The organism is Streptomyces sp. NPDC058291, assembly GCF_042880855.1.
Taxonomy (GTDB): Bacteria; Actinomycetota; Actinomycetes; order Streptomycetales; family Streptomycetaceae; genus Streptomyces.
In genome coordinates, this window is sequence record NZ_JBHVYK010000026.1 from 20,820 (window position 1) to 26,124 (window position 5,305).

A 5,305-nucleotide genomic window follows, 5' to 3' on the forward strand; every position below is an offset into this window, starting at 1 on the left:
CGGAGGGACGCTCGTCACGACGGTCGCGGTTGAACCCGCCCGACTGACGGTCGTCGCGGTTGAACCCGCCCGACTGACGGTCGTCACGACGGAAGCCACCGGAGGGACGCTCGTCACGACGGTCGCGGTTGAACCCGCCCGACTGACGGTCGTCACGACGCTCGAAGGAACGGCCGCCGCGGTCGTCACGGTTGAAGCCGCCACGGTCGCCACGGTTGTTGTCACGGTCGCGGTTGAAGCCACCGCGGTCGTCACGACGCTCGAAGGAACGGCCGCCACGGTCGTCACGGCGGAACCCGCCGCGGTCGCCGTCACGACGGTCGCGGTTGAAACCGCCACGGTCGTCGCGGTTGAAACCGCCGCGCTCGCCGCGGTTGTCGTCACGACGCTCGAACGAACGGCCGCCACGGTCGTCGCGACGGTCGTCACGGCGCTCGTAGTTGCCCCGCTCGTCACGGCGCTGACGCGGCTGCTCGTACGCGGGACGCTCGGCGGGCTGCTCGGCGGCCGCGGCCTGCACGGGCGCCTCGACCACGGCGTCCTGCTCCACGACCGCCTCGGCGGCCGGGGCGACCGCCGTCTCCGGGTCCTCGCCGCGCTCGCGCGCCACGCGGGCCACCAGACGGTCGGCCTCCTCGCGCAGCTCGGTCGCCCGGCGCTGCGCGCGCTCCAGCTCCTTGGTGAGCTCGGAGACCTCACGCTCGGCCTGCTGGGCCGCGTTGCCCGCGGACTCGGCCTGGACCTCCGTCATCGACCGGGCGCCGGTGATCTCGGCGACCTCGGGGTCGAAGGCGGCGCCGCCCTGGATGATGTGGCGCCCGGCGTCGACGCCCGCGTCCTCCATCAGACGGAAGATCTGACGGCGCTGGTGCGGAAGCGACAGGGAGACGACCGTGCCGGTGCGCCCGGCGCGCGCCGTGCGGCCCGCGCGGTGCAGGTAGTCCTTGTGGTCGCCGGCCGGGTCGACGTTGAGCACCAGGTCGATGCCGTCGACGTGGATGCCGCGGGCGGCGACGTCGGTCGCGACGAGCGCGTTGACGTAACCGTCCTTGAAGTCGGCCAGCGTGCGGGTGCGCGCGCCCTGGGTCATGCCGCCGTGCAGCGCGTCCGCCTTCACGCCGGAGTCGCGCAGCTGCTCGGCGATGCGGTCGGCGCCGAGCTGGGTGCGGACGAAGATGATGGTGCGGCCCTTGCGGGAGGCGATCGCGGCGGTGACCGGCGCCTTGTCCTTGGGCTTCACGATCAGGATGTGGTGGGACATGGTCGTGACGTTGCCCTGGGCGCTGTCGACCTCGTGGGTGACCGGGTTGGTCAGGTAGCGCTTGACCAGCGTGGAGATCTCGTTCTCCATCGTGGCCGAGAACAGCATGCGCTGGCCGCCGCCGGGGATCTGGTCGAGCAGCTCGGTGACCTCGGGCAGGAAGCCCAGGTCGGACATCTGGTCCGCCTCGTCGAGGACGGCGACCTGGACGTTCGCCAGGGAGCAGGCGCCGCGGTTGATGATGTCGCGCAGCCGGCCCGGGGTGGCGACGAGGACGTCGACGCCGCGCTCCAGGGCGTAGATCTGGTTGCTCATCGACGTACCGCCGCAGACGACCTTCATCTTGAGGCCGAGGACGTCGCCGTACGGCTGGAGGGCGTCCGCGACCTGCATCGCGAGCTCACGCGTCGGCGTGAGGATGATGCCGCGGGGCTTCTTCTTCTCGGTGTGGCCACCGGACAGCTGGGTCAGCAGCGGCAGACCGAAGGAGAGGGTCTTGCCGGAGCCGGTGCGGCCGCGGCCCAGGATGTCCTTGCCGGCCAGCGCGTCCGGGATGGTCGCGGCCTGGATCGGGAAGGGGCTGGTCACGCCGTTCTGCGCGAGCTTGCGCACCACGCCCTCGGGGAGCCCGAGGTCGGCGAAGGTGAGTTCGGGGGTCTCGGGGGTCTCGGGGGTCGCCTCGACGGCTGCCTCGACTGCCGCCTCGATGGCCTCAGCGGCCTCGGGGGTCTCGGCGGTCTCGGCGACCTCGATCGCCTCGAGGGTGATCGGCTCGTCGCTGTTCTCGGGCAGGACAGAGTGATCAGTACGGGAAATGGACATGCGAATGCGAAACCTTCCGGAGTCTCGTCGGCACGCGCCCGTCAACTCCGTGTTCGCATTGCAAGGACCGCCTCTATGCGGTCAGCCACGGCAAGGGAGAGTACGCGCCACACGGCGCGCTCTGCGGTGGCGCCGGGCAAATGGGATCAAACGATCTACTACCATACTCACCCTGTGCGGGGAAGGCAAACCGAGCCCGTCGTCGCAGCTCAGCGGCCTGCCGCGGCAGCGGCAGGCTCTGCGGTTCCCTCGCCGCAGGGCGCCGTCACCCGGCCGGCCGACCCGCCTCCGGGGCGGGCTCCAGGTCCGCCAGCTGCGGCGCCGCCCCGCCGCCGTCGTCGTGCGCCGACGCCGACGGCTCGGCGACCGTCGGCTCCGCCGAGGGCGACGCGGGCTCCGGCGAGGGGGCGGGCGGCTCCGGGTCCGGCGAACGGGCGGGCGCGGTGGACTGGGCCCCGGTCGGCGCCGGCGCTCCCGGCCGGGGCGTCCGGCCCGGCCGCACCGCCCCCGGCGACGGCCGCGCGCTCCCGCCCGCCGAGGGCGACGCCGAAGCGGCCGCCGAGGCGCTCGCCCCGCCGCGGGAGCCCTTTCCGTGCCCGTGCTTGCCGTCCCCGCCGCCCGAGCCCGTCCCGCGGCCGCCGCCCGCGCCGGCCGAACCCCCTTCCGGCGCCTCACCGGCCCGTTGGCCGGCCGAGTGCGAGGGCCTGACCCGGCCGCCGTCCTCGTCCCCCACGCTCATACAGCCGGCGGCCGCGGTGACGGCCAGGACCGTCGCGACCAGACGAACGGGTACGTACAAGGGGCGCACGGGCCACCTCCGGGGCAGACGCAAGAGTCGACGTGCCCAACTCCCGCCGCCCGCAAGAGGACACGCGCGGCTCGCGCGGCTCGCGTCGGACGGCTCAGCCGTAGCCGAGGGCGTGCAGCCGCGCGTCGTCGATGCCGAAGTGGTGGGCGATCTCGTGCACCACCGTGACCTCGGTCTCCGCGACGACCTCGTCCCGCGAGGCGCACATCCGCAGCGTCGGCCCCCGGTAGACCGTGATCCGGTCGGGGAGGACCCCGGCGTACCACTCCCCTCGGTCCGTCAGCGGAGTCCCCTCGTACAGCCCGAGCAGCTCGGGATCGTCCGCCGGCGGTTCGTCCTCGACGAACACCGCGACGTTGTCCATCAGCCGCGTCAACTCCGGCGGAATCCGGTCCAGCGCCTCGGCGACCAGTTCCTCGAACTCCTCGCGCGTCATCTCCAGCACAGGCCCATTCTCCGGCAAGAAGCCGCCCGGCGGAGTGCGTGAACCGTCCGCATACCAGCGCCCGGACCGGGGCATAGGGCATGAATGGCCCGCGCCCGTGTCCCCGCCGCAGCCCTGCACCGCCTCAAGCCCACCCGCCCCAAGTCCGCCCCGCGCGCGGACCGCCGCCGCCACCCCGTCCCGGAACTCGCCGCGCGGCCCAACCCCTGGCTCCGCGCCCTCGGCCTGACCGGCGTCGTCCTCCTCGGCGCCTGGCTCGGCCTCCTCGTGGTCGGCGACGTCCGCGTCCCGGTCGGCCCCATGGACACGACGATGACGCTGCGCCCGTCCGTCACCGGCGGAACGAAGATCAACATCTCGCCGCTCGGCGCGCTCACGCTGGACAGCCACCACGCCCCGGTCCGCCTGGACGTGAACGTCGACCAGCTCGACCCCGTCCGCTCCCAGGCCCTCGTCGACCACCCCGAACGCCTCTCCGGCCTCCAGGACGAGGTCGCCCGCGACATCGAGCACGGGACCCTCGACCTCGCGCTCCGCTCCTGCGTCGCCGTCGTCACCGGCGCCACCGCCCTCGGCCTCGCCGTCTACCGCCGCCCGCGCCGGGCCCTCGCCGCCGGCGGCCTGGCCCTCGCGCTGCTGGGCGCCTCGGGCGCGACCGCGTTCGCGACCTGGAACCCCAACTCGGTGCTGGAACCGCGGTTCTCGGGCCTGCTGTCCTCGGCGCCCTCGCTCGTCGGCAACGCGCGCAGCATCGTCACCGAGTTCGACGTCTACCAGCGCGAACTCGCCCGCCTGGTCACCAACGTGACCAAGCTCTACGACGTCACCTCCACACTCCCCGCCTACCAGCCGGACCCGACGACCGTTCGCGTCCTGCACGTGTCCGACATCCATCTCAACCCCGCGAGCTGGAAGATCATCGCTTCGCTGGTGGAGCAGTACCGGGTCGACGTGATCGTGGACTCCGGCGACACCATGGACCACGGCACGGCCGCCGAGAACGGCTTCCTGGACCCCATCGCCACCCTGGGCGCGCCGTACGTGTGGGTCAGGGGCAACCACGACTCCCTCGTCACCCAGCGCTACCTGGAGCGCATGAAGAACGTGCACGTCCTCGACGGCGGCCGGGCGGTCACCGTCGCGGGGGTGCGCTTCGCCGGCGTCGGCGACCCCCAGTTCACACCGGACCGCTCCGCCGCGGCGGGCGCGGAGGAGAGCGAGGAGGCGGCCGGCGCCCGTCTGGCCCAGGCCCTGCGCGCCCAGAAGGCCGCGGGCACACCGGCCGACGTGGCCGTCGCCCACGAGCCCTCCGCCGCCCGCGGCACGGACGGCGAGGTGCCCCTCGTCCTGGCCGGCCACCTCCACCACGAGGGGACGGAGGTCATGAAGAACGGCACCCGGCTGCGGATCGAGGGCTCCACGGGCGGCAGCGGTCTGCGCGCCGTCGAGGGCAAGTATCCCGACCCCATCCAGGCGTCGATCCTCTACCTCGACCGCGACACCCGCCGCCTCCAGGCCTGGGACGAGATCAAGCTCGGCGGCCTGGGTCTGACGACGGCCGAGGTGAGCCGTCACCTCCCCAAGGAGAACCAGCCGGGAGCCGCCCCGTCGCCGAGCCCTTCCCCCAGCGCCTCGCCCGGCCCGTCGGGCAGCACGTCGGGGAGCCCGGCCGGCGGACCGTCCGGCCCCACGCCCGCCGCCCCGTCCGCAGGTCCGTCCGCCGGCCCCTCCGGGACCGCCTCCAGAAGGGCCCCGTAAACCGTTTTGGCGATACCCCCCGCCATCCCATATGCTCATGACGTCCCCGACGCGCTGAGAAGCGCCCAGGCGGGCCGATAGCCCTCATCGTCTAGCGGCCTAGGACGCCGCCCTTTCAAGGCGGTAGCACGGGTTCGAATCCCGTTGGGGGCACGCAACACCGTGTGCGACACTGTCGTACACAGCTTGGTCCTGTGGAGCAGTTTGGAGT

4 protein-coding genes and 2 tRNA genes (1 of these 6 running past the window's edge) are annotated in these 5,305 nt (G+C 73.2%); 3 read left to right on the forward strand and 3 right to left on the reverse strand.

The features are described from left to right. The 3 genes from ACFVYK_RS15860 to ACFVYK_RS15870 form a co-directional block, all read right to left on the reverse strand. A partial coding sequence (locus ACFVYK_RS15860) for a DEAD/DEAH box helicase (protein WP_389773728.1) occupies positions 1-2,083 on the reverse strand: 2,083 nt, incomplete at its 3' end. Positions 2,084-2,348: 265 nt separating this feature from the next. Then, positions 2,349-2,891 (reverse strand): hypothetical protein, encoded by a 543-nt coding sequence (locus ACFVYK_RS15865; protein ID WP_389773730.1) that lies wholly within the window; start codon positions 2,889-2,891, stop codon positions 2,349-2,351. 94 nt (positions 2,892-2,985) lie between these two features. Then, on the reverse strand, positions 2,986-3,336 hold the full coding sequence (locus ACFVYK_RS15870) for a metallopeptidase family protein (RefSeq protein WP_389773732.1): 351 nt from the start codon (positions 3,334-3,336) through the stop codon (positions 2,986-2,988). Between the two features lie 84 nt (positions 3,337-3,420). Here ACFVYK_RS15870 and ACFVYK_RS15875 point away from each other — a divergent pair, with 84 nt between their 5' ends. The 3 genes from ACFVYK_RS15875 to ACFVYK_RS15885 form a co-directional block, all read left to right on the forward strand. Further along, positions 3,421-5,094: a metallophosphoesterase gene (locus ACFVYK_RS15875; protein WP_389773735.1), complete on the forward strand. Its 1,674-nt coding sequence runs from the start codon at positions 3,421-3,423 to the stop codon at positions 5,092-5,094. A gap of 80 nt (positions 5,095-5,174) precedes the next feature. Beyond that, positions 5,175-5,247: transfer RNA gene (locus ACFVYK_RS15880), tRNA-Glu, on the forward strand. A 35-nt stretch (positions 5,248-5,282) separates the two neighbouring features. Continuing rightward, positions 5,283-5,305, forward strand: a tRNA-Asp gene (locus ACFVYK_RS15885) (it continues 152 nt past the right edge of the window).

Coding starts and splice junctions, on each gene's coding strand:
- ACFVYK_RS15875 (WP_389773735.1), top strand. CDS start 3,421: ATGGCCCGCGCCCGTGTCCCCGCCGCAGCCCTGCACCGCCTCAAGCCC.